This is a genomic window from Micromonospora sp. GCM10011542 (genome assembly GCF_042650685.1).
Lineage (GTDB): Bacteria > Actinomycetota > Actinomycetes > Mycobacteriales > Micromonosporaceae > Micromonospora.
Genome location: NZ_JBHSBO010000016.1, coordinates 70,497 through 96,283, shown reverse-complemented (window position 1 = coordinate 96,283; position 25,787 = coordinate 70,497). Strand labels below are relative to the sequence as shown.

25 protein-coding genes are annotated in these 25,787 nt (G+C 73.2%); 7 read left to right on the top strand and 18 right to left on the bottom strand.

Annotated features, from left to right (window positions below; all coding sequences use genetic code 11):
* The first annotated feature begins 211 nt into the window (after positions 1-211).
* Positions 212-553 (top strand): RNA polymerase-binding protein RbpA, encoded by a 342-nt coding sequence (locus tag ACFOW4_RS05345; RefSeq protein WP_091398247.1) that lies wholly within the window; start codon positions 212-214, stop codon positions 551-553.
* Between the two features lie 69 nt (positions 554-622).
* Here the strand turns inward: ACFOW4_RS05345 and ACFOW4_RS05340 are convergent, their stop codons facing one another.
* The 9 genes from ACFOW4_RS05340 to ACFOW4_RS05300 all read right to left on the bottom strand — a co-directional run bounded on the left by ACFOW4_RS05340 (position 623) and on the right by ACFOW4_RS05300 (position 10,874).
* On the bottom strand, positions 623-1,144 hold the full coding sequence (locus ACFOW4_RS05340) for an FxsA family protein (RefSeq protein ID WP_377525041.1): 522 nt from the start codon (positions 1,142-1,144) through the stop codon (positions 623-625).
* Between the two features lie 65 nt (positions 1,145-1,209).
* Positions 1,210-2,019, bottom strand: coding sequence for a polyprenol monophosphomannose synthase (locus ACFOW4_RS05335; RefSeq protein ID WP_377525039.1), 810 nt, complete (start codon positions 2,017-2,019; stop codon positions 1,210-1,212).
* Between the two features lie 34 nt (positions 2,020-2,053).
* Positions 2,054-3,580 (bottom strand): apolipoprotein N-acyltransferase, encoded by a 1,527-nt coding sequence (lnt, locus tag ACFOW4_RS05330; protein WP_377525218.1) that lies wholly within the window; start codon positions 3,578-3,580, stop codon positions 2,054-2,056.
* Positions 3,581-4,159: 579 nt separating this feature from the next.
* Positions 4,160-5,497: a glutamate mutase L gene (locus ACFOW4_RS05325; protein WP_377525038.1), complete on the bottom strand. Its 1,338-nt coding sequence runs from the start codon at positions 5,495-5,497 to the stop codon at positions 4,160-4,162.
* Positions 5,494-5,886: a hotdog domain-containing protein gene (locus ACFOW4_RS05320; protein WP_377525036.1), complete on the bottom strand. Its 393-nt coding sequence runs from the start codon at positions 5,884-5,886 to the stop codon at positions 5,494-5,496. The genes ACFOW4_RS05325 and ACFOW4_RS05320 overlap by 4 nt, the downstream gene beginning before the upstream one ends.
* Complete coding sequence (locus tag ACFOW4_RS05315; RefSeq protein ID WP_377525035.1) at positions 5,886-6,662, bottom strand: OAM dimerization domain-containing protein; 777 nt, start codon at positions 6,660-6,662, stop codon at positions 5,886-5,888. Before ACFOW4_RS05315 ends, ACFOW4_RS05320 begins: the two co-directional genes overlap by 1 nt.
* Positions 6,659-8,221 carry a lysine 5,6-aminomutase subunit alpha gene (locus tag ACFOW4_RS05310; protein WP_377525034.1) on the bottom strand — a complete coding sequence of 521 codons (1,563 nt, stop codon included), beginning with the start codon at positions 8,219-8,221 and terminating at the stop codon, positions 6,659-6,661. Before ACFOW4_RS05310 ends, ACFOW4_RS05315 begins: the two co-directional genes overlap by 4 nt.
* A gap of 33 nt (positions 8,222-8,254) precedes the next feature.
* Complete coding sequence (locus tag ACFOW4_RS05305; protein ID WP_377525032.1) at positions 8,255-9,820, bottom strand: amidohydrolase; 1,566 nt, start codon at positions 9,818-9,820, stop codon at positions 8,255-8,257.
* Between the two features lie 4 nt (positions 9,821-9,824).
* Positions 9,825-10,874, bottom strand: coding sequence for a zinc-binding alcohol dehydrogenase (locus ACFOW4_RS05300; RefSeq protein WP_377525216.1), 1,050 nt, complete (start codon positions 10,872-10,874; stop codon positions 9,825-9,827).
* Positions 10,875-11,029: 155 nt separating this feature from the next.
* On the opposite strand from ACFOW4_RS05300, the gene ACFOW4_RS05295 reads away from it, so the two are divergent.
* Together ACFOW4_RS05295 and ACFOW4_RS05290 are read left to right on the top strand one after the other, a co-directional pair.
* Positions 11,030-12,436 carry a KamA family radical SAM protein gene (locus ACFOW4_RS05295; protein ID WP_377525031.1) on the top strand — a complete coding sequence of 469 codons (1,407 nt, stop codon included), beginning with the start codon at positions 11,030-11,032 and terminating at the stop codon, positions 12,434-12,436.
* 60 nt (positions 12,437-12,496) lie between these two features.
* Positions 12,497-13,633, top strand: coding sequence for a low temperature requirement protein A (locus ACFOW4_RS05290; protein WP_377525029.1), 1,137 nt, complete (start codon positions 12,497-12,499; stop codon positions 13,631-13,633).
* A gap of 1 nt (position 13,634) precedes the next feature.
* Here ACFOW4_RS05290 and ACFOW4_RS05285 read toward each other — a convergent pair whose 3' ends face one another.
* From ACFOW4_RS05285 to ACFOW4_RS05275, 3 genes are all read right to left on the bottom strand, one after another.
* Positions 13,635-14,528 (bottom strand): polysaccharide deacetylase family protein, encoded by an 894-nt coding sequence (locus ACFOW4_RS05285; RefSeq protein WP_377525028.1) that lies wholly within the window; start codon positions 14,526-14,528, stop codon positions 13,635-13,637.
* A 124-nt stretch (positions 14,529-14,652) separates the two neighbouring features.
* On the bottom strand, positions 14,653-14,994 hold the full coding sequence (locus tag ACFOW4_RS05280; RefSeq protein ID WP_377525026.1) for a YnfA family protein: 342 nt from the start codon (positions 14,992-14,994) through the stop codon (positions 14,653-14,655).
* Between the two features lie 72 nt (positions 14,995-15,066).
* Positions 15,067-15,252, bottom strand: coding sequence for a CsbD family protein (locus ACFOW4_RS05275; RefSeq protein ID WP_377525025.1), 186 nt, complete (start codon positions 15,250-15,252; stop codon positions 15,067-15,069).
* Between the two features lie 210 nt (positions 15,253-15,462).
* Here ACFOW4_RS05275 and ACFOW4_RS05270 point away from each other — a divergent pair, with 210 nt between their 5' ends.
* A complete protein-coding gene (locus ACFOW4_RS05270) occupies positions 15,463-16,074 on the top strand; it encodes a histidine phosphatase family protein (RefSeq protein ID WP_377525024.1) in 612 nt (203 codons plus the stop codon).
* On the opposite strand, the gene ACFOW4_RS05265 is transcribed toward ACFOW4_RS05270, so the two are convergent.
* The 4 genes from ACFOW4_RS05265 to ACFOW4_RS05250 form a co-directional block, all read right to left on the bottom strand.
* Positions 16,007-16,510 carry an Lrp/AsnC family transcriptional regulator gene (locus ACFOW4_RS05265; protein ID WP_377525022.1) on the bottom strand — a complete coding sequence of 168 codons (504 nt, stop codon included), beginning with the start codon at positions 16,508-16,510 and terminating at the stop codon, positions 16,007-16,009. The genes ACFOW4_RS05270 and ACFOW4_RS05265 overlap by 68 nt on opposite strands.
* Before the next feature lie 115 nt (positions 16,511-16,625).
* A complete protein-coding gene (locus ACFOW4_RS05260) occupies positions 16,626-17,768 on the bottom strand; it encodes an acyl-CoA dehydrogenase family protein (RefSeq protein ID WP_377525021.1) in 1,143 nt (380 codons plus the stop codon).
* Positions 17,765-18,880 carry a M24 family metallopeptidase gene (locus ACFOW4_RS05255; protein WP_377525019.1) on the bottom strand — a complete coding sequence of 372 codons (1,116 nt, stop codon included), beginning with the start codon at positions 18,878-18,880 and terminating at the stop codon, positions 17,765-17,767. The genes ACFOW4_RS05260 and ACFOW4_RS05255 overlap by 4 nt, the downstream gene beginning before the upstream one ends.
* Positions 18,881-18,922: 42 nt before the next feature.
* The gene (locus tag ACFOW4_RS05250; RefSeq protein ID WP_377525018.1) at positions 18,923-19,723 is read right to left on the bottom strand and encodes an inositol monophosphatase family protein; all 801 of its coding nucleotides are present in this window, start codon (positions 19,721-19,723) and stop codon (positions 18,923-18,925) included.
* 198 nt (positions 19,724-19,921) lie between these two features.
* On the opposite strand from ACFOW4_RS05250, the gene ACFOW4_RS05245 reads away from it, so the two are divergent.
* Positions 19,922-21,292, top strand: coding sequence for a glycosyl hydrolase family 18 protein (locus ACFOW4_RS05245; protein WP_377525016.1), 1,371 nt, complete (start codon positions 19,922-19,924; stop codon positions 21,290-21,292).
* A gap of 74 nt (positions 21,293-21,366) precedes the next feature.
* Here ACFOW4_RS05245 and ACFOW4_RS05240 read toward each other — a convergent pair whose 3' ends face one another.
* Complete coding sequence (locus ACFOW4_RS05240) at positions 21,367-22,467, bottom strand: DUF4037 domain-containing protein (protein ID WP_377525015.1); 1,101 nt, start codon at positions 22,465-22,467, stop codon at positions 21,367-21,369.
* Positions 22,468-22,576: 109 nt separating this feature from the next.
* Between ACFOW4_RS05240 and ACFOW4_RS05235 the strand changes: the two genes are divergently transcribed.
* Positions 22,577-22,804, top strand: coding sequence for a hypothetical protein (locus ACFOW4_RS05235; protein ID WP_377525012.1), 228 nt, complete (start codon positions 22,577-22,579; stop codon positions 22,802-22,804).
* Between the two features lie 58 nt (positions 22,805-22,862).
* Entirely contained in the window at positions 22,863-23,789 is a 927-nt protein-coding gene (locus tag ACFOW4_RS05230; RefSeq protein WP_377525011.1) for a 5'-3' exonuclease H3TH domain-containing protein, read from the top strand.
* Between the two features lie 56 nt (positions 23,790-23,845).
* Here the strand turns inward: ACFOW4_RS05230 and ACFOW4_RS05225 are convergent, their stop codons facing one another.
* The gene (locus tag ACFOW4_RS05225; RefSeq protein WP_377525009.1) at positions 23,846-25,738 is read right to left on the bottom strand and encodes an AMP-dependent synthetase/ligase; all 1,893 of its coding nucleotides are present in this window, start codon (positions 25,736-25,738) and stop codon (positions 23,846-23,848) included.
* Positions 25,739-25,787 lie beyond the last annotated feature (49 nt).

Below are 25,787 nucleotides of genomic sequence, written 5' to 3'. Positions count from 1 at the left end.
GCTGCACTCGGGCGGTTAACATCCCCGGTGACAGGCGAAACACTCCACCGTTTCGACCCGGCCGGGGACGACCCCGCCGGGTGTCCGCTCTGGCCGGCTACCCTTGGGGCGGCTCACCCGTGGGTGCCTCGCGCCCTCGGGTGGGAATGGCCCGGCGGGGACAGGCCGTTACACCCAGAAGACCAGCACCACGAACGAGGGGAAGTCGATCATGGGCGAGCGTATGCTGCGCGGAAGCCGCCTGGGCGCGGTCAGCTACGAATCCGACCGCAACACGGAGCTCGCGCCGCGTCAGACCCGCGAGTACCTCTGTGCCAAGGGCCACCAGTTCGAGGTGCCGTTCGCCGTCGACGCCGAGGTCCCGACGACCTGGGAGTGCAAGTTCGACGGCAGCGTCGCGCGACTCGTCGACGGCAATGAGCCGGAGCAGAAGAAGGCCAAGCCGCCGCGCACCCACTGGGACATGCTGCTGGAGCGGCGCTCGATCGCCGAGCTGGAGGACATCCTGGAAGAGCGGCTCCAGGAGGTTCGTACCCGCCGCGGCCGGGCCTGAGCCACACCAACCGCACGACGAACGGCGCCCCCCGGGTTCTCCCGGGGGGCGCCGTTCGTCGTGTGCGGGTCAGCTGCGGCCGGGCTCGACGATCTCGCCCTCGATGGCGCGGCCTTCGTCGACGACCGGCTGCTGCGGCTGCGCGCGCGGCGTCGGTTGCGCGGCGCCCTGACGCACCCGCACCGTGCGGGGCCCGAACAGGTCACCGGCGACCATCGACGACACCCGGCGCTCCGCGGTGCGTTGCACCCCGTGCCGGGCCAGTCGACGCAGCGGCGGCACCAGCAGCAGCAGCCCGATCAGACCGCTGACCAGGCCGGGCATCGCCAGCAGCAGGGCACCGGCCAGGCCCACCAGACCGTCGGTGACCTGCCGTCCGGGTGGTTGACCGGCCGCGGCGGCGGCCCGGAAGCCGCGCCACGCCCGCATTCCCTCGCGGCGCAGCAGCACCAACCCCAACAGTGACGCGGCGAACACCAGCAGCACCGCCGCGCCGAAGCCCAGCGCCCGCCCCACCAGGACGAACACCGCCAGCTCCAGCACCACCGCCAGCAGCATGGCCGGCGGTACGAACCTCAGTCCTCGGCGCATCTCACCTCATCGGCTCATCCAGGCACGTGCCCACGTCGCGCCCATCCAGCATGACACGGCCGCGCTCACGGCCACCGCACCTGACCGGTCGGGGTGCCATGCAGGCTGCGGCGCACCGCCTGCCGCCGGTCCTGCACCCCCCACGCGGTGATCCGCCACAGCGCCTCGGCCACGATCCGGGGGCTCATCTTGCTCTCCCCACGCTCGCGTTCGGCGAAGGTGATGGGCACCTCCACGATGCGTACCCCGGCCCGGTGCGCGAGCCGGGACAGCTCCACCTGGAACGAGTAACCCTGCGAGCACACCGACGCCAGGTCGATGGCGTCCAGGGCGCTGAGCCGGTACACCCGGTAGCCGCCGGTGGCGTCGGCGACCGGCATGCCCAACGCCAGGCGCGCGTACAGGTTGCCGCAGCGCGACAGCAGCAGCCGCCGCAGCGGCCAGTTCACCAGCCGCGCGCCACTGGTCCACCGGGAGCCGATCACCACGTCGGCGTCGCGGGCGGCCTGCAGCAGCGCCGGCAGGTCCTCCGGGGCGTGTGACCCGTCGGCGTCCATCTCCACCACCGCCTGGTAGCCGCGCTCGCGCGCCCAGGCGAAACCGGCCAGGTACGCCGCCCCGAGGCCCTGTTTGCCCTCACGGTGCAGCACGTGCACCCGCGCGTCGGCGTCGGCGAGGGCGTCGGCGAGGGCCCCGGTGCCGTCGGGGCTGTTGTCGTCGGCGATGAGGACCTCCACCGGCGGTGCGGCCCGCCGGACCCGGTCCACGATCGCGGCGACGTTGTCGACCTCGTTGTAGGTGGGGATCACCACCAGCACCCGACCGATTCCGGGCACCCCGGTGGCCGGCCGGGTCGTCTCGGTCGCCTGGATCACGGTTCCTCCGCTCCCGCCGGCGTACCGGCTGCTGCTATCCGGGCGTGGTGCGCTCGCGGCGGCGCAGCACCGCCGCGCCGGCCAGGGCCGCGACGGCCAAACCGGCCAGCGCCGCCTCCGGCCACCAGCCCAGGCGGGTGGCGAGGGTGCGCCCGTCGTCGAGGCGCAGCTGCCGCACCACGACCTCGCGGGTGTTGAACCCGGTGGCGTCGCTTACCCGGCCGTCCGGGGACACGAACCCGGACACCCCGACCGTGGAGGCCATCAACGCCGGTCGGCCGTGCTCCACCGCGCGCAGCCGCACCATGGCCATCTGCTGGCGGGCCTCCGCCACGTCGAAGGTGGCGTTGTTGGTCTGCACGACCAGCAGTTGCGCGCCGCCGGTGACGGTGTCGCGGACCACCTCGTCGTAGGCGACCTCGAAGCAGATCACGTCACCGAGCACGGCCGGGCCGGCGCGGACCACGCCGGGGGTGGTGCCGGGTACGAAGTCGGAGCGGATCAGGTCGACCTGCTTGCTGACCATCCGTGCGACGTCGCGCAGCGGCACGTACTCGGCGAACGGCACGGGGTGGCGCTTGGTGTACAGCTGCGCCATGTCCGCTCCGGTGCCGGGGTGCCACAGGATGCCCGCGTTGCGCACCTGCCCGGCGCCGGGGCCGAGCAGTACGGCGCCGACCAGGATGGGCGCTTTGACCGCGTCGGCGGCCTGGGAGATCCGGGCGCCGGCGGTGGGGTTGCGCAGCGGGTCGATGTCGCTGGAGTTCTCCGGCCACACCACCAGGTCGGGTTGGGTCTGGCTGCCGGCGGTGACGCGGGCGGCCAGCTCGAGGGTGGCGTCGACGTGGTTGTTGAGCACCGCCTGCCGTTGGGCGTTGAAGTCCAGGCCCAGGCGCGGCACGTTGCCCTGCACGATCGCCACGGTGACCGGGGCGCCGGCGCCGCCGGTGGCGACGGGCACCAGCAGGCTCGCCGCGCACAGCGCGACCGCGGCGGCGGCCGGGACGGCCACCGGCAGCCAGCGCCGCGCCGGCCCGCCCGGTTGTGGGTCGCCGGTTCGTCGCCAGGCGGCGGTGAGCAGCAGCCCGCCGGCGACGGCCACGGCGAAGGTGACCAGCGGGGCGCCGCCGAGCGCGGCAAGGCGCAGCAGCGGCGAGGAGTCCTGGCTGAAGGCCAGCCGGCCCCACGGGAAACCGCCGAACGGGGTGCGGTCGCGCAGCGCCTCCTGCCCGACCCAGAGCAGGCCGGTCAGCGCCGGCCAGGCCCAGCGGCTGCGCTCGGCCAGCGGCGACACCCAGGCGCTGGCCGCGCCGAGCAGCGCCAGGTAGCCGGCCTGCAACAGCGACAGCAGCACCCACGGCAGGTAGCCGGTGTGCAGGTTCGTCCAGGCCAGCAGCGGGGCGAAGAACGCCACCCCGGTCAGGAAGCCCAGGCCGGCGCCGGCGCGCAACCGGCGGCGGTGCGCCGCGGCGGCCAGCAGTGCCACGCCCACCGGCGCGAGCGGCCACACCCCGTACGGGGGAAACGCCGCCAGCAGAGCCAGGCCGGCGACCACGGCCATCGGCGCGGCCACCCGCAGCGGCAGCGGCCGGCGGGTTGGGGCGTCAGCGGTGGGCGCCGCCGGCGCGGGGCTCTGGGCCTGGTCCACGGCCGTCACCGCAGCTTCACCTCGATCACGTGGCGAAGGCTACCCGGCCGGCGGTGCGATCGGCCGGTGGCACCGGGCAGCCGGGAACGGACCACCCGGCGGGAATGAAATCGGGGCGCGGCTCGCGCCGCGCCCCGATGCTCCCAGGCCCTCCCCGGCCGGTGGGGCGGGATGGGGCACGCCGACCTTCGGACCGACCGGACGCGGACTGGCTGCCCCCGCCGGGCCGTTGTCTACTGGCCGTGCACCTCACCCTGCCCGTACACCGGTAACCGCGACCGGTTCGCGCCGCCCCGCCGACCCCCGCCCGCTGGACCTGGCCGCCGCGACGATGACGCTTGAGATGTCGCTCGGCCAGCGGACGAAGGGACGAAGCGAACAACAGCCGCTTCCCGTAGTAGGACTCAAAGACGGTACGTGTTGCACCCCGGCTGCTGTCAACCCGCCCCCGGCCTGTCGTGTGGTGTACCACGGCGTGTCGGTCGGCGTGTCTCAATCCGTGCAGAGGTGGTGGCGCAGCAGTGCCCGCGCGGCGGTCGGGTGCTCCTCGGCGAGCAGCCCCCCGGCGGCCAGCACGTAGTCGACGTCGACCACCGGCCGGGCGGCGCGCGGCAGCGGCCACCCGCCGGCGTGGTCGGCGAGCACGGCGGCGAGGATCCGCTCCGCGGATTCGGTCGGCGCGTGTCGCAGTACCCCGCCGGAGCCGACGATCAGCCGCACGTCGCGCAGGTCCCGCCCGGCGCGTTCGCCGGTGGCGGCGCCGCGGGCGTGCCGGCGCAGCGCGACCGTCGCCGCGAGGGTGGCGATGCGGGCGTCGGTGTCCCGTTCGGCGTCGTCGTCGGCCAGGAACGCCGGGTCGGCGGCGCGTCGGGCCGCCGCCGCGGCGAGGTGTTCCTGCTCGTCGGCGGTGAGCAGCCGCTCCTCGGCGGCGGCGCGTACCACCCCGGGGGCGCTCCACCGCATGCCCAGGTCACCCTCGACGGTGCGGGCCCGCCACAGGTTGCCGGCGACCTCCCGGCCCGGCCCGGTGGCCCGCTCGTCGGGGGTCAGCACCGAGTACACGTCGGTGGTGGCCCCGCCCACGTCGACGACGGCGAGGTCCCCGCCGATGGTGTCGGCGAGCACCTCCACGCCGGTGAGCACCGCGTCGGGGGTGGCCGCGCGGACCAATCGGGCGAAACGGGTGCCCCGGGACAGCCGTTTACCGCCGATGACGTGGCGCAGGAACACCGCGCGGATCGCCGCCCGCGCTCCGGCGGGGGCGAGCACCCCGATGCGGGGCAGCACGTTGTCCGCGGCGGTCACGGGCACCCCGGCCGCGTCGAGCAGCGCGGCCAGCTCGTCGCGGACGTCGGCGTTGCCTGCGAGCACCACGGGCACCCGCCAGCGGGCCCGGGCCAGCCGGGTGGCGTTGTGCGTGATCGTCTCGGCGTCACCGCCGTCGGTGCCGCCGACCAGCAGCACCACGTCGGGTCGGGCGGCCCGCAGCGCGCTCACCTGCGCCGCACCGAGCCGGCCGGCCGCCACGTGCACCACGTGCGCGCCGGCGGACAGCCCGACGCGGCGGCCGGCCTGGGCGGTGACCAGCGGCTCGTAGCCGATCACGGCCAGCCGCAGCCCCCCGCCGGCGGACGAGCAGACGTAGCAGGGCAGGTCCCGTCCGCCGAGCCCGGTGGTCGCCGCGGCGATCGCGGCGTCCAGGCCGTGCAGCACGTCGCTTCGCACGGTCGTCGGCGCGGACGCCGCCGCGACCAGCGCCCCGGCGGCCAGGTCCACCACCGCGACCTTGGTGTACGTGGAGCCGACGTCCGCGCAGACCGCGAGCGTCACGACGCGGCGGGTACGACCACGGTGCCGGTCGCGGTGACCGCCACGATCGGCGGGTCCAGCACCTCGGCGGCGGACTCGGAGCGCTCCGGCCGGCCCCGGCACACCACCCGCGCCGCGAAGTCGATGGTGCGGCTGCGGGTGCCCACCCGGGTGACCGTGGCGGTCACCTCCAGCACGTCGCCGGCCTTCATCGGCGCCTTGAACTGCACGTCGGAGTACGACGCGAACAGCCCCTCGTCGCCGTCGGTGCGGATGCACACCTCCGTGGCCACGTCACCGAACAGGCCCAGCGCGTACGCGCCGTCGACCAGGTTGCCGGCGTAGTGGGCGTGCGCGTACGGCACGTACCGCCGGTGGGTGACGGTCAGACCGACCCGGGAGTCACTCATCACTTCGCCTTCTTCTGCGTGGTCAGGGCGTGCACCAGGTAGCTGGCCACCTCGCCCGGGGTGGTGCCGCGGCCGAAGATCCGGTCCACGCCCAGCTCCGCGGTCATCGTCTCGTCGAAGCGGGGCCCGCCGACGATCAGCAGCGGCCGCTTCCCGGCCGGCATCGCCTCCCGGAACGCCGCGGACATCTCCCGGGTGTTGTGCAGGTGCGCGTCGCGCTGGGTGACGACCTGCGACACCAGCACCGCGTCGGCCTTCTCCACCCGGGCGGCCTCCACCAGCTCCGGCACGCTGACCTGCGCGCCCAGGTTGGTGACCTTCAACTCCCGGTAGTACTCCAGGCCCTTCTCACCGGCGATGCCCTTGACGTTGAGGATCGCGTCGATGCCGACGGTGTGCGCGTCGGTGCCGATGCACGCCCCCACCACCGACAGCTTGCGCCGCAGCCGCGCCCTGATCACGGCGTTGACCTCCTTGGCCGACAGCAGCGGGAAGTCACGCTCCACCACCTGCACCGCGGCCAGGTCGACCAGGTGGTTCACCCGCCCGTACACCACGAAGAAGGTGAACCCGTCGCCCATCGGTTTGGCGTGCACCAGCATCGCCGGGTCGATGCCCATCCGGTTGGCCAGCTGGATCGCCGCGCCCTCGGCCCGCTTGTCGTGCGGCACCGGCAGCGTGAACGACACCTGCACCATGCCGTCGCCGGTGGTGTCCCCGTACGGCCGGACGATCTTCTTCTCGGCGCCGGCGGCGCCCATCTCGACGGTGCTCATGCGGCCGGCCCCTCCAGGATCTCGGTGGCGGGGTTGTAGTAGTCGACGTCGTGGGCCGCCACCCCGGCCAGGCCCTTGCCGCGGTCCGCCGGCCGCTTCATGATCCCGAAGGTGCCCTCGGCGATGGCGGTCAGCAACGACTGCTCACCGATGCGCTCCAGCAGATCGAGGGCCTCACCGAGGACCTGGTCGGCGCGGCGGCGGATGAACCCGCCGGGCGCGGGCACGAAGTCCTCGTGCAGCCCACCGGCGGCACCCAGCACGTAGCGCACGTTCTGCAGGGCGATGTCACGGTCGGACAGCCACGGCGTCACCACCGCCTCGGTCATCATCCCGACCAGCAGGATGCCCTGCCCGGTCAGCGCGCCGGCCAGGTTGAAGAACCCGTCGAGCAGGTTGCCGCGGAACACGTCGCCGGTCATGTGCTTGGTCGGCGGCATCCACTTCAGCGGCGCGTCCGGGAACAACTCCCGGGCCAGCAGCGCGTGCGCCAACTCCAACCGGAACGACTCCGGCACGTCCGGGTTGATCTCGAAGGCGTGCCCCAGCCCCAACTGCCAGTCCGCCAGCCCCGCCTCGTGCGCGAAGAACTCGTTGAGCAGCTGCGACACCGTCACGGTGTGCGCCTCGTCGACCGCATCAGCGGTGGTGAGGTAGTTGTCCTCACCGGTGTTGATGATGATCCCGGCGCGGGCGTGCACCTGCCGGGAGAACCGCTGGTCGACGAACGTACGGATCGGGTTGATGTCGCGGAACAGGATGCCGTACATCGAGTCGTTGAGCATCATGTCGAGGCGTTCCAGCCCCGCCAGGGTCGCCATCTCCGGCATGCACAACCCGGACGCGTAGTTGGTTAGCCGCACGTAGCGGCCCAGCTCCCGCGACGACTCGTCCAGCGCGGCGCGCATCAACCGGAAGTTCTCCTGCGTGGCGTACGTGCCGGCGAAACCCTCCCGGGTGGCGCCCTCGGGCACGTAGTCCAGCAGCGACTGCCCGGTGGAGCGGATCACCGCGATCATGTCCGCGCCGGCGCGCGCCGCGGCCTGCGCCTGCGGGATGTCCTCGTAGATGTCCCCGGTGGCCACGATCAGGTAGATCCACGGCCGCTGCTTCGGGTCACCGTGCCGCTTGATCAGACGCTCGCGCTCGGCGCGGCGCTGGTCGATGCGGCGGACGCCGGCGCCGACGGCCCGCCGGGCCGCCTTACGGGCGGCGGTCGCGTCCCGGCCAGTGGGCTGGGTGAAACGCACCGACCCGGCCGCGGCCTTCTGCGCCAGCAACGTCACGTCGCTGATCTGCTCGCGGGCCAGGGCGTCGAACACCGGCACCGCCACCCCGTGCCCGAGGCCCACGTCCGCGACGACCGCGTCGACGAGACGGTTCACCCAGGGAATGCCGTCGGGGTCGGCGCCGGTCACCCCGGCCAGCCGCAGCACCGCCCGTTCCACCGACACGGTGGTGTGGCTGCGCGCCAGGTCCACCACCGGTTGCCCGGCGCGACGCGCCAACTCCCGCGCCCGCGCCACCAGCGCCGGATCAAGGTCAAGCTTGCCGGTCACGCCGCCACCTCGCTGTTTCGACGGTCCGCTCGCTCACGCGGACCCCTCCTGATAGATGACCTCACCGCGCAGCACCGTGCTGCGGCACACCGGCAGCGGCGTGGGATCGTCGGGACCCCGCAGCTCCGGGTCCTCGGCCAGCAGCACCGGCAGGCCCCGCTCGGTGCCCGCCGGCGTGGACCACACCGCGAACGTCGCCGGCGCACCCAGCGCCAACACCCCCTCGGTGTCCAGGTGCACCGCCCGCCACCCGCCGCGGCTGTGCGCGGCGAACGCCGCCCGCACGCTCATCCGCTGCGCCGGATTGTGGTGCGACGCCGCCGCCCGCACCGAACCCCACGGGTCCAGCGGCGTCACCGGCGAGTCCGACCCGAACGCCAACGCCACCCCGACACCGTGCATGGCACCCATCGGGTTGGACTCCAACGACCGGTCCAGACCCAACCGGGCCTCGTACATCCGGCCCGCGCCGCCCCACAACCGGTCGAACGCCGGCTGCATGCTCGCCACGATCCCGTACTCCACGAACCCGGCGATCAGTCGCTTGCTCATGATCTCCGCGTGTTCGACGCGGTGCCGGGCGGCACGCAGCCGCTCCACGCCCAGCGTCGCGGCCGCCGCCGTGAAACCGTCCAGGACCGTGCCGATCGCCGCGTCCCCGATCGCGTGGAAGCCGCCCTGCAGGCCGTGCGCCGCGCAGTCGAGCAGATGGTCACGCACCTGCTCGACGCTGAGGTACCCGTGCCCGCACCCGTCACCGTCGCCGTAGGGCTGCGACACGTGCGCGGTACGCGACCCCAGCGCCCCGTCGGCGAACAGGTCACCACCGGCACCCACCGCACCCAGCTCCCGGGCGCGCGCCGCACCACCCAGCTCACCCCAGTACCCGTACACCTCGGGCAGCCCGGCACCGGAGATGCCCAGCAGGCCGGTGAAGTCCTCCTCGTCGGAGATGTCCGGGCCACCGCACTCGTGCACCGCCGCGATACCCAACGACGCCGCGTGTTGCAGGGCCACCCGCTGCGCGGCGACCCGCTGCGCCCGCGTCACCGACCCCTGCGCCGCCGCCCGCACCACATGGTGCGCGTCGCGCCGCAGCCACCCCGACGGGTCGTAGCCGGGCGCGGCCGCCGCCTGCGGACACGCCGCCAGCAACGCCGACGACACCAACGCCGAGTGGATCGACGCCTGCGACAGGTACACCCGTCGGCCCCCGGCCGCCCGGTCCAGCGCCGCCGCGTCCGGCAGCGTCGCGTCCGGCCAGCTCGACTCGTCCCAGCCGTGCCCGAGCACCACCGCGTCGCCCGGCAGGCCGGCGGCGAACCCCGCCACCGCGTCGAGCAGTTGCCCCGCCGAGCGCACCCGCGACAACTCCAGCCCCGACAGCGCCAGCCCCGTGTCGGTGGCGTGCACGTGCGCGTCGACGAACGCCGGTGTCACCAGCGCCCCGTCCAGCTCCACCACCCGGTCCGCGGCCGGCGCGTCACCGTCCGCGCCCAGCCAGGCGATCCGCCCATCGGAGACCAGCAGCGCGGTCGCGCTCGGGTCGGCGGGGCAGTGCAGCACGCCGCCGCGGTACAACGTCGAGGGGTTCGTCATGTCCTCAGTCTGCCGCGAGCCGCGACGTGAACAGCTGACGCACCCCCGGCTCGGAGCGCAGCAGCCCCAACGCCAGCTCGGCGTGCCCCGGCACGTAGCCGTTGCCGACCAGCATGGTCACGTCCGCGGCGAGCCCCTCGGCGCCCAGCGCCGCCGCGGAGAAACTGGTCGCCATCGAGAAGAAGATCACCGTGCCGCCGTCCGCGGTGGCCAGGACCGCGCCGTGCTCGCAGCCGGGCACGTCCACGCAGACCACCGTCACGTCCGCCGGCGTGCCCAACGCGGTGGTCACCGCCGTCGACAGCGCCACCGGGTCGCGGGCGTCGGCCAACGCGACCGCCGAGGCCAGGCCGGCGGCGCTCAGCGCGTCGCGCTCGGCGGCCACCGGAACCACCCCGACGGTACGCGCGGCGCCCGCCCGCCGCGCCGCGGCGAGCGACAGCGACCCGCTCTTGCCGGCCCCACCGATCACCGCCACGCTCACCGGCGTCGGGTCGCCCACGCGCCGCCGGTCGTCGACGTAGCGCGACACCACCCGCGCGGTCAGCGCCGGCGCCCCGCACACGTCGAGCACCGCCAGGGACAGCTGCGGGTCCTCGTCGTCGGGCAGCACCGCGGCGATCGACCGGGCGAACAGGATCGCCCACCCGTCGCAGGGCACCTGCTCGCTGCGCCCGTCCCAGCGGATGAGCCCATCGGTGATCACCAGGGGGGTCAGCGTCAGCGACACCAGGGTGGCCACCCGCTCGCCCGGCTTGAGCCCCAGCGGGGACCGCCGCCCGGCCTCCTCGACCGTGCCGATCAGCATGCCGCCGGAGCCGGTCACCGGGTTCTGCATCTTCCCCCGGGTGGTGATGATCTCCAGGACCTCGGCGCGCACCGCGTCGCCGTCGCCGCCGTGCTTCTCCGACAACTGCCGGAAGCTCGCCGCGTCCAGGTTGAGCCGCTGCACCCGGATGCGCACCTCGTTCGGCGCGATCGCGGCGGACGCGTCCAGCCGCCAGGCCGCCTGCGGCAGCACCCCCGCCGGTTGCACGACGCGGTGCAGACCCACCGGTGACGTCACGCCGACCTCCCCTGTCCAGCCGCCCGAAGCCCCGGTCGGGGGATCGCGTCGCGGGAAAACTTACGGCAGACTAATTTCTTCACCGGATATTTTCCAGTAGCCTTCGGTTCCGTTGATCACCGAAGCAGACCGAAGGAGGGGCCGTGACCCAGACCCAACCGGTTGAGACCATCCCTCAACCTCGTCACGCCCCGGTCGCGGTGCCGACCGCCGGGCAGCCCTACGAGTACCGCCGCAACCCCCTGGTCGAACCCGACTGGACCCGCTTCCCCGGCTGGCGTCACGTCACCCGCGACCAGTGGGAATCCGCCCAGTGGCAGCGCGTCAACTGCGTCAAGAACATCAAGCAGCTGCGCGCCGTCCTCGGCGACCTCGTCGACGACACCTTCTACGCCGACCTCGAGGCCGACCAGAAGGCCCTGGCCACCATGTCCATGCTGGTGCCGCCACAAATGATCAACACGATGGTGCCCTTCGCGCCGATGACCACCGAGGCGTTCCTCGCCGACCCCATCCGGCGCTACATGATCCCCGTCGCCTCCGACCGCCGCACCGACTGGCCCTCACACCCCTACGCCAGCCGTGACTCGCTGCACGAGCACGACATGTGGGTCGCCGAGGGCCTCACCCACCGCTACCCCACCAAGGTCCTCGCCGAGCTGCTCTCCACCTGCCCCCAGTACTGCGGGCACTGCACCCGGATGGACCTCGTCGGCAACTCCACCCCCGCCGTCGACAAGCTCAAGCTCACCCTCAAGCCCGTCGACCGCTACGACGCCCACATCGCCTACCTCAAGGCCCACCCCGGCGTCCGCGACGTCGTCGTCTCCGGCGGCGACGTGGCCAACGTGCCCTGGCGCAACCTCGAGTCGTACCTCATGCGCCTGCTGGAACTGGAGACGGTCCGCGACATCCGGCTCGCCACCAAGGCCCTCATGGGCCTGCCCCAGCACTGGCTGCAACCCGACGTCGTCGAGGGCCTGGAGCGCGTCGCCCGCACCGCCGGCCGCCGCGGCGTCAACCTCGCCATCCACACCCACGTCAACCACGCCCAGTCGCTCACCCCGCTGGTCGCGAAGGCCGCCCAGACCGCCCTCGACGTCGGCGTACGCGACGTCCGCAACCAGGGCGTGCTCATGCGCGGCGTCAACGCCACCGCCCCCGACCTGCTCGACCTCTGCTTCGCCCTACAGGGCGAAGCTGGCATCCTGCCGTACTACTTCTACATGTGCGACATGATCCCCAACGCCGAACACTGGCGGGTCCCGGTCTGGCACGCCCAGCAGCTCCAGCACGACATCATGGGCTACCTGCCCGGCTACGCCACCCCCCGCATCGTCTGCGACGTGCCGTTCGTCGGCAAGCGCTGGGTGCACATGCTCACCGACTACGACCGTGAGCGCGGCATCTCCTACTGGACCAAGAACTACCGCACCTCCATCGAATCGGCCGACCTGGAGGCGCTCAACAAGCGCTACGCCTACTACGACCCGATCGACACCCTGCCCGACAGCGGGCAGCAGTGGTGGGCCGCACACCGCGACGACTGACCCCACCCAGCCCCGGGAACACCGGTTCCCGGGGCTGCCGGGCAACTATCGTCCACCCCCATGGGACACCCGCGGCCCGCCGACCGGGTCACGCCCGTCGAGGTCTTCTTCGACGTCGTCTTCGTCCTCACCATCACCCAGCTCACCCACGTCCTCGAAACCCACCTCACCTGGGCCGGCCTCGGCCACACCGTGCTGATCTTCGGGCTGCTCTGGTACCTCTACACCGGCTACGCCTGGCTCACCAACCACGTGCCACCCCACACGGCCACCGCCAAGGCGCTGCTCTTCGCCGGCATGGCCGGCTTCCTGCTCACCGCCGTCGCCCTACCCGACGCGCTCGCCGACACCGGCCTGCTCTTCGCCCTCGGCTACCTGATCGTCGTCGTCGTACACCTGATCATGTTCGTGCGCTCCGACGCCCGCGCCGGCGTCCACCGGCTCGCCCCCTACAACGTCGCCGCCGCCCTGCTCGTGCTCGCCGCCGCCGCGTTCACCGGCCCCGCCGTATTCGTCCTCTGGACCGCAGCCGTGCTCACCCAGGCCGTCCTGCCCTACCTGCTCCCCCGCCACTCCTGGATCGGCGTCGCCGCCGCCTTCCACCTCGGACCCGATCACTTCGTCGAACGACACGGCCTGCTCGTCATCGTCGCCCTCGGCGAATCCGTCGTCGCCATCGGCATCGGCGTACCCACCGACCAGCTCACCGCCGGCACCGCCGCCACGGTCGTGCTCGCCCTCGCCCTGCCCGCCGCCCTGTGGTGGACCTACTTCGCCGACAGCCGACCCGCCACAGCCGCCCTCACCGACACCGAACCCGCCGAACGCACGCGGATGGCCGCCCGCACCTACGTCCTGCCGCACTTCCTTCTGCTCCTCGGCGTCATCCCCACCGCCGCCGGCCTGCACGCCGCCGTCGCCCACCCCGACGAGCCGGCCAGCCCCGGCGCCGCCCTCGCCCTCAGCGGCGGCGTCGCGCTCTACCTGGCCGGCGTCTCCGCCGCCCGCCGCGCGCTGCACGTGCCCATCGCGCCCAGTCGACCCGTCGCGGCCCTGCTGGTCCTCGCCACCGTCGCCATCGGCGTCACCCTTCCCGGCGCCGTGCAGATCGTCACGATCACCGCAGTGCTGGTGCTGATGCTCCTCGCCGGCGACCGTTCGCCCCGTCGCCACCGCACCCGGCCGGCGACCGGTTAGGTCATCGCCCCGCCGGCCCAGGGCTCGTCCCGGCCGCTCCGGCGGCGGCCAGCACCTCCGACAGCGGCGCCGGGACCAGGCCACGCTCGCGCAGCCCGGCCAGGATGTGCGGCAGCGCCTCGTCGGTCATCGCGGCGTTCGCCTCGGTCACGTGCATGATCACAATCGAACCCGGGCGCACGTTGTCCAGCACCGCCCGCACGATCGGCTCCCACGCGGTGGCGAAGGGATCACCACTGACCACGTCCCCGTCGACCACCGTCACGCCGAGCGGCGCGAGCGCGGCCAACGCCGTCGGGTCGTGACACAGACCCGGGAAGCGGAAATACCGGGTCTGCCGGCCGCCGTACGGTTCCATCGCCTGGAAGGTCCTCGCCACGGTGCCGGTCATGCCGTTCGCCGCCACCCGGGGCAGGTCGTAGCAGTCGTCGGTGAACGCCTCGTGCCCGTAGGTGTGGTTGGCCAACTCGAAGCGCGGGTTGCCGGCGAGCCGCCGGGTGACCTCCGGGTACCGCTCGACCCACTTGCCGGTCAGGAAGAAGGTCGCCGGAACATCCTCCCGCTCCAGCAGATCGAGGATGCGCAGGTTGGCGTAGGACTTCACCCGACCGGACCGCAGGTTGCCCAGCATCCCGTCGGTCATGTCCGCGTCGAAGGTCAACGCGACGCGGTTGCCGACCCGCGGTCCGTGCCGCACCACCGGCGGCCGGCTCCCCAACGGCGTTGCACCGGGAACCCCGACCACCAGGGCGCTCGGCCCTTCAGTGGCACCACCCGACGGCTCGGGATCAGCGGCGGGCCGGGTCGGCGCGGCGACGGCGGTCGACCGGCGCGGCACCGGTGCCGTGGAGAGCGCCACCGCGGACGCGGCGACGCCGACGGCAGCCGCCGCCATCAGCACACCGAACAGCGAACGTGGCCGAGGTCGAAGCACGCCGGTTCATGGCAGACGCGAGGACGACTCACTGTCCCCTGTGGCGGCGCAGCACCGATGGCCGGCTTCGAGGACGCGGTGGCGCTCACCCCGCGGCGCCGCGCGGCGCGTACATGATGACCGCGACGCCGAGCAGGCAGATCGCCGCGCCGGCCACGTCCCACCGGTCCGGTCGGAAACCGTCCACCACCATCGCCCAGCCCAGCGACCCCGCCACGAACACCCCGCCGTACGCGGCCAGGATCCGCCCGAAGTGCGCGTCCGGCTGGAACGTGGCGACGAAGCCGTAACAGCCGAGCGCGACCACGCCGGCGGCGATCCACCACAGGCCGCGCTGCTCCCGCCAGCCCTGCCAGACCAACCAGGCTCCACCGATCTCGGCCAGCGCGGCCAGCACGAACAGCAGCAGCGAACGCAGCACCGTCACCCGCCGACCCTAGCCGGCCGCACGCGACGGGTCCCCGGGCAGCACCCGCCGGGGACCCGTCGACCGCTCGGGTCACTTGTTGAAGGCGTCCTTGATCTTGCTGCCGGCCTCCGTGACGTTCTGCTTGGTACGTGCGTTGCGCTGCTGGCTGGCGCCGTCGCCGCGCATCGGCTCGTTGTTGGTCGCGTCGCCGATCCGCTCCTTGGCGGCACCGGCAAGCTGCTCGGCCTTGGTGCGTGCCTTCTCGGTGAAGCTCATCGCGCCCTCCTCCGTCTGCCGATTGTCCGCGTCGCTTGCCCGTGTCCCCGGGGCCGAAACGCTTGTCGCGGCCCGCACACCGCGTAGGGCATCCTAGGAAGATAGGCAAGAGGACATCCACGGCCCCGAGTCGATCACCCAGTGCCCAACCGGACGGCGGCATCCGAGCTCGGCCGGTGGTGCGGCGCCACCGGGTGGTTAACTGGCCGCATGGGAGAGCTCCTGCTGATCCGGCACGGCGAGACCACCTGGAGCGCCACTCGACGGCACACCTCGTACACCGACCTGGAGCTGACCCCCGACGGTGAGCGACAGGCCCGCACCCTCGCGGCGTTCCTGGCCGGACGGCAGTTCATCCGCGTACTGTCCAGCCCCCGCTCGCGGGCCCTGCGCACCGCGCAGCTGGCCGGCCTCACCGTCGACGCGGTCGACGAGGACCTCAGCGAGTGGAACTACGGCGAGTACGAGGGCCGCACCACCGTCGACATCCACGAGGACGATCCGCACTGGAACCTCTGGACCGACGGGTGCCCCGGCGGAGAGTCACCCAGCGAGGTGGGTGACCGCCTCGACCGGGTGCTGGCCCGGGTCACTCCCCTGCTGGACCGGGGCTCCGTGGCCCTGGTGGGCCACGCGCACAGCCTGCGGGTGCTCGGCGCCCGCTGGATCGGGCTGCCCCCGTCGGCCGGCGCCCGACTCTGGCTGGAGACCGCCACCGTCAGCACCCTGGGTCACGAGCACGGCCGGCAGGTCATCATGCGGTGGAACCAGCCGGCTCCTCCGGCGCCCGGGACCGCCCCCGATTCGGCGGGCCGGCACTGATCTTCGGCGGCCGGTTCTCGTACGGGGTGGAGAGCACCACCGTGGTGCGGGTGGTGACGTTCGCCGACGTACGGATCTCCTGCAGAACCCGCTCCAGGTCGGTCGGGCTGGCCACCCGTACCAGCAGCAGGTAGAAGTCCTCCCCCGCCACCGAGTAGCAGGAGTCGATCTCGGGCAGGTGGGCCAGCCGCTCCGGCGCGTCGTCGGGCTGGGACGGGTCGAACGGCCGGATCGCCACGAACGCGGTCAGCGGCAGGTCCAGCGCCTCGAAGGAGACCCGGGCGGCGTACCCCTTGAGCACGCCGCGCTGCTCCAGCCGGCGCACCCGCTGGTGCACCGCGGACACCGACAGCCCCACCTTCTCGGCCAGGTCGGTGTACGACAGCCGGCCGTCAGCGGTCAGCGCGGCGACGATGGCACGGTCGATCTCCTCCACGGCGAGCAACCTACCGGTAAATCCGCCCGACGGCGACGAGGTGACCGCCGGGCGGGGCGGCCGGTGGGCCACGGTGGACCCACCGCAGCCGCACCGCGACGCAACGTCGGCGCGGTCAGCCCTTCGCGAGCGCCCGGGAGATCACCAGGCGCTGGATCTGGTTGGTGCCCTCCACGATCTGCAACACCTTGGCCTCGCGCATGTACCGCTCCACCGGGTGGTCGGCCACGTAGCCGGCACCGCCGAGCACCTGCACCGCGTCGGTGGTCACCCGCATCGCCACGTCGGTGGCGAAGAGCTTCGCCTTGGCCGCCTCGATGGAGTACGGCCGGCCGGCGTCGCGCAGCCGCGCCGCGGCGAGCATCAGCGCCCGGGCCGCGGAGATCTGGGTGGCCGCGTCGGCCAGCAGGAACCCGAGCCCCTGGAAGTCGATGATCGCCTGGCCGAACTGCTGCCGCTCGCGGGCGTAGCTCACCGCGTAGTCCAGTGCGGCCTGGGCCAGCCCCACCGCGCAGGCGGCGATGCCGAGCCGGCCGGAGTCCAGGGCGGACATCGCGATGGTGAAGCCCCTGCCCTCGCCGCCGATCAGCCGGTCGGCGGGCACCCGCGCCTCGTCGAAGGCGATCTGCGCCACCGGGGAGGAGCGGAGGCCCATCGTGCGTTCCGCCGCCTGCGGCGCGATGCCGGGGGTGCCGGCGTCGGCGAGCAGGCAGGAGATGCCCTTCGGGCCGGGACCGCCGGTACGGCAGAAGACGTTGAAGAAGTCCGCCGAGCGCGCGTGGGTGATCCACGCCTTGGTGCCGCTGACCAGGTATGCGTCGCCGTCACGGACGGCCCTGGTGGTCAGCGAGGCCGCGTCCGAGCCACCCTGCGGCTCGGACAGGCAGTACGCGCCCAGCAGCTCGCCGCCGATCATGTCGGGCAGCAGCTTGCGCTGCTCGTCGGTGCCGAACGCGGCCACCGGGTAGCAGGACAGGGTGTGCACGCTGACCGCCTCGGCCACCGCGAGCCAGCGGCTGGCGAGGATCTCCAGCACCTGCAGGTACACCTCGTACGGCTGGGCGGCCCCGCCGTGCTCCTCCGGGTACGGCAGGCCCAGCAGCCCGGCGCGGCCGAGGGTGCGCAGCACCTCGCGGGGGAACTCGGCGCGCTCCTCGAAGGCGGCGGCCTTCGGCGCGAGCTCGCGGTCGGCGAGCTCGGTGGCGAGGTCCAGCAGGTCGTGGGCCTCGTCGGTGGGGAGGATCCGGTCGATCGTCATAGCGCGATGAGCTCCGTGGTGGTGGTGTTGAGCCGTTGCACGCCGTCCGTGGTGCAGACGACGATGTCCTCGATGCGGGCGCCGTGCCGGCCCGCCAGATAGATCCCCGGTTCGATGGAGAACGCCATCCCGGCCTCCAGCGGCCGGTCGTTGCCGGCCACCAGGTAGGGCTCCTCGTGCCCGTCCAGGCCGATGCCGTGGCCGGTGCGGTGCAGGAACGCCGGCCCGAAGCCGGCGGCGGCGATGGGTTCCCGGGCGGCGGCGTCGCCCGCCGCGCCGGTGATCCCGGGCCGCACCGCGGCCACCGCGGCGCGCTGCGCGTCGCGCAGCACCGCGTAGTACTCCACGAAGTCGGCCGGTGCCGGCCCGCCCGCGACGTAGGTGCGGGTGCAGTCGGAGCGGTAGCCCGACGGCATGGTGCCGCCGATGTCGACCACCACCGGCTCACCGGCGCCGATCGGCCGGTCGGAGGTGCCGTGGTGCGGGCTGGCGCCGTTCGGCCCGGCGGCCACGATGACGAAGTCCACGCTCACGTGCCCGGCGGCCCGGATCGCCGCGGCGATGTCGGCGGCCACCTCGGCCTCGGTGCGTCCGGGGCGCAGCCACTGGCCCATCCGCTCGTGCACCGCGTCGATGGCCGCGCCGGCCTCCGCGAGCGCCGCCACCTCGGCCGGGGACTTGCGGATCCGCAGCTCGGCCAACACTTCGGAGGCGAGCCGCTGGGTGGCGCCGGGCAGCGCGGCGCGCAGCGCGAGGACCTGCTCGGCCCACATCCGGTCGGCCAGCCCGACCGCCGCGACCGGGCCGTCGAGGGCGGCGACGACCAGCGGGTACGGGTCGGTGCCGTCGGCGTGGTCGACGAGGCGCACACCGGTCGCCGGTGCGGGGGACGCTTCGGCGGCGGGTCGCTCCAGCGTCGGCACGATCAGCGTGGGCTCGCCCTGGGCGGGCAGCACCAGGCAGGTCAGCCGCTCCCCGGCGTGGGCGTCGTAGCCGGTCAGGTAGCGCAGATCGGAGCCGGGGGTCAGCAGCAGGGCGTCCAGGCCGGCTGCGGCGATGGCGCGCTGCGCGACGGTCAGCCGGCCGGGCGGGTGCAGCTCGTCGGTTCCCACCCCCTCAGCTTAACGCTCGTTTGGGCATGGCCGCCGTACGGCCTACCGGCGTCGGCGTTGGGTGCCGATCGCGGTCAGCAGGGCGGCGTGCGTCTCCTGATCGGCCGCCACGACGAGCCCGCCCACGCCGCTGTGCACCGGCTGGCCCTGGATGCCGGTCACCACGCAGCCGGCGGCCTGGCACAGCGCGATGCCGCTGGCGAAGTGCACGCTGTCGCGCAGGTGCCCGTCGGTCACGTAGGCGGCACGCCGGCCGGCCGCGACCCACGCCAGGGCCAGCGTCGTGGAGACCACCCGCGGACGGAACCGTCGCGCGAACTCCCGCTCGGCCAGCAGCCGGACCGCCCGGAAGTCCGGATCGTTGGGAAACGGTGGGTCGAGGTTGACGTCCACCAGCCGCGAGTCGGCCGACGGCGCGAGGCGCTCGTCCGCGCCGGCACGACGTACCCACGCACCGGCGCCGTCGGTCCAGAACACCTCCTCGGTGAACGGGTCGGCCGAGGCGGCCACGACCGTGCGCCCGTCCATTCGCAGGGCGACGTTCACCGCGACCAGCATGCTGCGTACGGCGTAGTTCAGCGTCCCGCACAGCGGGTCGACCAGCCACGTCCGCCCGTTGCCGTCCGAGCCGGTGCGCCCGCTCTCCTCCCCCAAGACGGTGTCGTCGGGCCGGGCCGCGAGCAGCAGGTCCAGGATGGCCTGCTCGGCCTCGACGTCGGCGGCGGTGGCGAAGTCGCCGGCGGACTTCTCGAACCGCTCCAGCGCCATTCCGTAGCGGGAGCGCACCACGACGGCCCCGGCCATTGCGGCATCGATGGCGAGCTCAGCATCCGTGATCGACATGCGGGCAGGATAGGCGCTCGCGCGGGCGCCAGAGCACCCGCCCGGGTCCGCGTCAAAACTCCTCCGACGTCGATTGACGTCGATAGTTAACACTCTTTAAGATTTGGCTGCCTCGAGGCCCACCCGTTCCTGCGACCCCGCCCGTCCGCGCCGCCGTGCGCGGCGGGCCGTCATCCCCCGCCCACGGGAAGGCCCCCGATGTCCTCACCACTGCGCCGCACCCTCGCCGCCGGCCTGCTCACGCTGGCCACCGCCGCCGCCACCGTCACCCTGGTCCCCACCGCCGCCCAGGCGGTGGTCCTGCCGAACAACTTCAAGAGCGTCGGCTACCTGCCCTCCTGGGCCGGCAGCGTCGACACCGTCCAGTACGGCAAGCTCACCCACATCAACTACGCGTTCGTGCTGCCCAACAACGACGGCAGCCTGCGCCCGGTGGACAACCCCAGCAAGCTCTCCTCGCTGGTCTCGCGCGGGCACGCCAACAACGTCAAGGTCTCCATCGCGGTCGGCGGCTGGAACGACGGCAACGACTCCGCCTTCGAGGCGCTCGCCGCCAACTCCGGCAGCCGGACCGCGTTCGTCAACAACCTGGTCAACCTCGTCAACCAGTACAACCTCGACGGCGTCGACATGGACTGGGAGTACCCCGACCCGGGCACCTCGGCCAGCAACTACAGCCAGCTCATGACCCAGCTCGGCAGCGCCCTGCACAGCCGGGGCAAGCTGCTCACCGCCGCCGTCGTCTCCGAGGGCACGTACGTGCAGGGCGTACCCACCTCGGTGTTCGCCCAGGTGGACTGGCTCAACATCATGGCCTACGACGGCGGCAGCCCACACTCCAACTACGACTGGTCCATCGCCAGCGTCAACCTGTGGAAGTCGCGCGGCCTGCCGGCCAGCAAGGCCGTGCTCGGCATCCCGTTCTACAGCCGCCCCGGCTACTACACCTACTCGGCGCTGGTGGGCATGGACCCGGCGAACGCCAACCGGGACTGCACCACGGTCGGCGGGGTGCAGCAGTGCTACAACGGCATCCCGACGGTCAAGCGCAAGACGCAGTGGGCGCTGGCCAACGCCGGCGGCGTGATGAACTGGGAACTGTCGCAGGACACCACCGGCTCGACCTCACTGGTCAGCGCGATGTACGACACCATCATGGGTGGCACCACCCCGCCGCCCAGCGGTCGTACCGGCCGGATCACCGGGCTGGCCGGCAAGTGCGTCGACGTGGCCGCCGCCAGCAGCGCCAACGGCACCGCCGTGCAACTGTTCAGCTGCAACGGCACCAACGCGCAGAACTGGACCGTGGCCGGTGACGGCACGCTGCGCGCCCTCGGCAAGTGCGCCGACATCACCAGCGGCTCCACCGCCAACGGCGCCAAGGTCCAACTCTGGGACTGCAACGGCACCGGCGCGCAGGTCTGGCAGGCGCAGTCCAACGGCACGCTGCGCAACCCGCAGGCCAACAAGTGCCTGGACGTCACCGACAACAACTCCGCCGACGGCACCCGACTGCAGATCTGGGACTGCTTCGGCGGCGCCAACCAGCGCTGGACCCTGCCGGCCTGAGGATGAAGGAAGGGCCCCCTGTTAACGCCTGCGGTATAGCAGGGGGCCCCTCCTAACATCGGCGGCGCCGACGGTCACCCTCGGGGATCGGGGACCGCGCCGGTCGACCAGAGGCGCTCGGCCAGCCCGCGGACCAGACCGGCGTGGGTGAGCACGTCGACGCTGTGCACGTACTGGTCGACCGCGCCCAGCGGCGGCCGGTCGCGCAGCGCCGGGTCGGTCACGGCGGCGCGCAGCGCGGCGGCGATCCGGTCGGCGTGCAGCACCAGGAACGGGCGCCGGTGAAACGGTCGGGCGCGGGCGTGCACCGGTGCCGCGAGGCCGGTCTCGTCGGTCCACCGGGCCACCGCCTCCAGCGCCGCGATCAGCCCGGCCTGGCGCCGGGTCCAGTCGCCCGGGCCGAGCGCGTCGGTCAGCGCCGCGACCACCGGCGCCGCGCCGGCCAGTTCACCGAAGACCGTGCCGAGCCACTTGTCGTACGGCGGCCAACGTCGGTGCAGCAACAGGCCGAGCCGCATCAGATCGCGGGCCAGGCCGGCGGCGACCATCCGGCTGCCCACCTCGTCGCCGACCTCGGCGCACCGGCCGGGAAGGTGCTCCGCCTGCCCGATCCGGGTCCACGCCGCCGCGAGCACGTGCCGCCACACGTCCGGCGGATACCAGGCCAGTGCCGTCCGCCGGGTCGTCAGCGCGCCGTCGAGCCCGTCGTGGAAGACCGCGCCGCCGGTCACCTCCGCCAGCCGCTGCGTCGGAGTGGCCAGCCAGTCCGCCGTGGTGACACCGGCCGCCGGGTCGAATCCCAGCCGGTCGCGCCACCAACCGGCCAGCTCGTCGACGCTGACCCCGTGCCGGGTGCCCGCCGGGTCGGCGACGCCCAGCCGGCCGTCGCCGGCGGTGAATCGGGTCGGCCAGCCGAGGAACTCCGTCGGCAGGTCGGCGTCGAACGCGGCACGCAGCCCGGAGATGCGGGCGGCGTCGGCGGCCACGACGAACACCTGCACGCGCGGCCCCCAGTCGTGGTCGGTGGACCGGGCGCTGTCCAGACCCAGCAGCTCCGAGCCGCCGTCCAGCAGCCCGGCCGCGTACCGCAGATCCGGGAAGCGGTCACGCAGGATCGGAGCGACCGCCTCGTCGTGGTAGCGACGGGCCAGCGTCAGACCGGGAAGGAACGCCACTCCGGCAGTCTGCGCCGCCCGGGTACGATCCCGCACCGCCGTTTCGCAGGCCGGGCGGCTCGGGGAGTCATAGCCTTGGTCGGGGTGAGCCCCGACGGGAGGGACCGACGTGGCGACGAACGAGGCGAACCGGGCGGCGACGCGCCGCCGCCGGCAGCTGTGGGCCGGGGTCCTCGCGCTCGCCGGCCTGGTCCTGCTGCTCATCGGCCTTACCGTGGCCGACGGCGTCGCGGCCTGGGTCGAGGCGCTGGTCGCGATCGTGCTGCTGGTGGCCAGCTACGTCGTGCAGTACGTGGCCCGGCGGGAGACCGTCTACCGGCACGACGAGCCGCGCTGACGCCGGCGGCGGCCGGGCGTACCCCCGATCGTCGGAGGGCTGTGCCAGGCTGTCGGGCGTGGCAACCCGATCCCCGATCCTGCTGATCGACGCACCCAGCCTCTACTTCCGGGCCTACTTCGGCATCCCGGAATCCGCCGCCCGGGCCGAGGACGGCACCCCGGTCAACGCGGTGCGCGGCTTCCTCGACATGCTCGCCACCCTGATCCGCGGGCGCGGCGCCGACCGGATGGTCTGCGCGCTCGACTACGACTGGCGCCCGGCGTGGCGGGTGGAGCTGCTGCCGTCCTACAAGGCGCACCGGGTGGCCCCGCAGGGCGGTGAGGTCGTGCCGGACACCCTCTCCCCCCAGGTGCCGGTGATCCTGGAGGTGCTGGCGGCGATCGGCATCACCGCCGTCGGCGCGACCGGCTACGAGGCCGACGACGTGCTCGGCACGCTGTCGGTGACCCAGCCCGGGCCCGTCGAGGTGGTCTCCGGCGACCGGGACCTGTTCCAGCTCGTCGACGACGCGCGGAAGGTCCGGTTGCTCTACATCGGGCGTGGCGTGGCCAAGCTCGACGACTGCGACGACACCGCCGTGCGCACCCGCTACGGCGTCCCGGCCGACCGGTACGCCGACTTCGCGGCGCTGCGCGGCGACCCCAGCGACGGGCTGCCCGGGGTGCCGGGCGTCGGCGAGAAGACCGCCGCCCGGCTGATCGAGCGCTACGGCAGCATCGCCGGCATCCTGGCCGCCCTCGACGACTCCGACTCGTCCTTCGCACCGGGCCTGCGCACCAAGCTGGTCGCCGCCCGCGACTACCTGGCCGTGGCGCCGACGGTGGTCCGGGTCGCGCTGGACGTGCCGTTGCCCGAGCTGCCCACCGCGTTGCCCACCGCACCCGCCGACCCGGACCGGCTGCTCGAACTCGCCGGCACGTGGAACCTGGCCGGCTCCGTCCGTCGCCTGGTGGACGCCCTCGCGGCCCGCGCCGACGCCTGACGGCACTCCACGGGAGAGGACCTCCCGATCAGCACCGGCAACCACGCGTGAGGTCGTCAGTGGCCACGGTAGAGCTCGTCGATGTCGGCGGCGTAGCGCGCCCGCACCACCTCACGTTTGATCTTGAGGGTCGGGGTGAGCTCACCGTCGGCTTCGGTGAGGTCCCGGGGCAGGACGCGGAAGGTCTTGACCTGTTCGGCCTTGGACACCGTGCGGTTGGCGCGATCGACCGCGGCCTGGATCTCCTCGCGCAGCTTCGCGTCGTCGCGCAGGTCCGCCACCGTCGCGCCCGGGTGCCCGTGGTCGGCGCGCCAACTCTGCCACGCCTGCGGGTCGATGGTGACCAGCGCGGCGACGTAGGGACGGTCGTCCCCCACGAGCATGCACTGGCTGACGAGCGGATGTTCCCGCACCTTCTCCTCGATCGGCACCGGAGCCAGGTTGGTCCCGGCCGCGGTGACGATGATCTCCTTCCGGCGTCCGGTGATGCGCAGGTAGCCGTCGTCGTCGAGGCTGCCGAGGTCGCCGGTGCGCAGCCAGCCGTCGTCAGTGAACGCCTTGCCGGTGGCGTCGGGGTTGTTCCAGTAGCCGGAGAAGACCACCTCGCCGCGCACCAGGACCTCCCCGTCGTCGGCGATACGGATGTCCACCCCCGGTAGCGGTCGGCCGACGGTACCGATCCGCATCGCCGACGGAACGTTCAACGTCACCGCGGGCGAGGTCTCGGTGAGCCCGTACCCCTCCAGCACGGTGATGCCGGCGCCGCGGAAGAAGTGCGCCACCCGCTCGCCCAGCGGCGCGCCCCCGACGATGGCGAGCCGGCAGCGCCCGCCGAGCGCGGCCCGCAGCTTCCGGTACGCCAGTGCGTCGAACACCAGACGGGCCAGCCGGAGCACCACTCCCGGACCGCCGGGCCCGTCCAGCGCCCGGCTGTACCGCACCGCCACCTGATCCGCCGCACCGAACAGCCGCCCCCGGTGCGCGTCGGCGGCCGTCCGCCCCGCCCGGTCGTACACCTTCTCGAACACCCGCGGCACCGCGAGGATGAACGTCGGACGGAACCTCCGCAGTTGATCGAGCACACCGGCGATGTCGGCGCTGTGCACCATCGTCGCGCGGGTCTGCACCATGCCGACCTGGACCAGGCGGGCGAACGCGTGCGCCAGGGGCAGGAACAACACCGTCGACGCACCCGAATGGAACAGCTCCGGCAGCACGGCGGTGGCGTTGCTGATGTCGCAGTAGATGTTGCGGTGCGTCAGCACGCAGCCCTTCGGCCGTCCCGTCGTGCCACTGGTGTAGACGATCGTCGCCACGTCTCCGCCCGACACCGCCGCACGGCGGGCTTCGACGTACGCTTCGTCGATGGCGCGGCCCTGCCCGGCCAGCGCGATGAGGTCCCCGCCGTCGATCCCCCAGGTCTGGCGCAACGCCGGCAACTGCTGGCGCACGCCGGCGAGCTTCGTGCCGTGGGCGACCGTCTCGACCACGCACCCCACCGCGCCGGAGTCCGCCAGTATCCAGCCCACCTGCTCGGAGCTGGAGGTGTCGTAGATCGGGACGGTCACCGCGCCGATCGACCACAGCGCATAGTCGACGAGGGTCCACTCGTAGCGGGTGCGACTCATCAGCCCGACCCGGTCGCCGTGCCTGATCCCGGCGGCGATGAAGCCACGGGCGAGGATGAGCACGTCGTCGCGGAACCGCTGACAGGTCACCGGCACGGACCCGCCGCGTGCCGGCCGCCGCGCCGGCCAGGACCGGGGAACCGGATGCGGGCGCACGAACTGCACGGCCTCGGGATCCTGACGGGCGTTCTCCCACACCATGTCGGCCAGGCCCATCGACTCGGCGCCAGTGACAACCGGTGCGACACCGACGTCCTGCACGTCCGCTCCCCCGTTCCCCACGCCGGCACTCCGACCGATTCCGCGGCGACTAACGGCCATGATGACGCGACCGGACGTCCTGGCGGCGCAGGTCCGGGAAACTGGCCTC